The organism is Bacillus sp. SH5-2 (assembly GCF_008368905.1).
Classification (GTDB): Bacteria; Bacillota; Bacilli; order Bacillales; family Bacillaceae_G; genus Bacillus_A; species Bacillus_A luti.
Map to the genome: position 1 here is coordinate 1 of NZ_QOSD01000039.1, position 1023 is coordinate 1023.

At 50.8% G+C, this 1023-nt stretch carries 9 tRNA genes and 1 rRNA gene; all 10 read right to left on the minus strand.

Annotated elements, in window-relative coordinates:
- Positions 1–20: 20 nt before the first annotated feature.
- The 10 genes from DN410_RS26685 to rrf all read right to left on the minus strand — a co-directional run bounded on the left by DN410_RS26685 (position 21) and on the right by rrf (position 934).
- Positions 21–96, minus strand: a tRNA-Ala gene (locus DN410_RS26685).
- A gap of 9 nt (positions 97–105) precedes the next feature.
- Positions 106–179, minus strand: a tRNA-Pro gene (locus DN410_RS26690).
- Positions 180–187: 8 nt separating this feature from the next.
- A tRNA-Arg gene (locus tag DN410_RS26695) sits at positions 188–261 on the minus strand.
- Positions 262–264: 3 nt separating this feature from the next.
- A tRNA-Leu gene (locus tag DN410_RS26700) sits at positions 265–353 on the minus strand.
- Positions 354–369: 16 nt separating this feature from the next.
- Positions 370–444 (minus strand) — tRNA-Gly (locus DN410_RS26705).
- 29 nt (positions 445–473) lie between these two features.
- Positions 474–554, minus strand: a tRNA-Leu gene (locus DN410_RS26710).
- Between the two features lie 14 nt (positions 555–568).
- A tRNA-Lys gene (locus DN410_RS26715) sits at positions 569–644 on the minus strand.
- A 13-nt stretch (positions 645–657) separates the two neighbouring features.
- Positions 658–733 (minus strand) — tRNA-Thr (locus DN410_RS26720).
- A gap of 4 nt (positions 734–737) precedes the next feature.
- Positions 738–813, minus strand: a tRNA-Val gene (locus tag DN410_RS26725).
- A 5-nt stretch (positions 814–818) separates the two neighbouring features.
- A 5S ribosomal RNA gene (gene rrf / locus DN410_RS26730) occupies positions 819–934 on the minus strand.
- Between the last annotated feature and the right edge of the window lie 89 nt (positions 935–1023).

A 1023-nucleotide genomic window follows, 5' to 3' on the forward strand; every position in this document is an offset into this window, starting at 1 on the left:
TTCAGTTTTCAAAGAACTAATGGTGGAGCCTAGCGGGATCGAACCGCTGACCTCCTGCGTGCAAGGCAGGCGCTCTCCCAGCTGAGCTAAGGCCCCAAACAATTATCGGGAAGACAGGATTTGAACCTGCGACCCCCTGGTCCCAAACCAGGTGCTCTACCAAGCTGAGCCACTTCCCGAAAGAAAACGCGCCCGAGAGGAGTCGAACCCCTAACCTCTTGATCCGTAGTCAAACGCTCTATCCAATTGAGCTACGGGCGCATATGGTGCCGAGGGCGGGGGTCGAACCCGCACGGTGGTCACCCACCGCAGGATTTTAAGTCCTGTGCGTCTGCCTGTTCCGCCACCCCGGCATGTCATATTGGAAATTGGAGCGGAAGACGGGATTCGAACCCGCGACCCCAACCTTGGCAAGGTTGTATTCTACCACTGAACTACTTCCGCAAGACATGTTTGAGTTATTTCATTAAAAGTGCGGGTGAAGGGAGTCGAACCCCCACGCCAAAGGCGCTAGATCCTAAGTCTAGTGCGTCTGCCAATTCCGCCACACCCGCATATTTCATTAAAATGGTGAGCCATGAAGGACTCGAACCTTCGACCCTCTGATTAAAAGTCAGATGCTCTACCAACTGAGCTAATGGCTCTTGCAATAAAAACTGGTGCCGACTAGAGGACTTGAACCCCCAACCTACTGATTACAAGTCAGTTGCTCTACCAATTGAGCTAAGTCGGCTAAATGGTGGAGGATGACGGGATCGAACCGCCGACCCCCTGCTTGTAAGGCAGGTGCTCTCCCAGCTGAGCTAATCCTCCGAATTGCCTGGCAACGTCCTACTCTCACAGGGACAAGGTCCCAACTACCATCGGCGCTAGAGAGCTTAACTTCCGTGTTCGGTATGGGAACGGGTGTGGCCTCTCTGCCATCATTACCAGACTGTATTCATTTAAGACAAGAATTATTATAACTCATTTAACTTTCAAAGTCAACAAGTTTTTTATATTCTTTCAAAACTAGATAACATT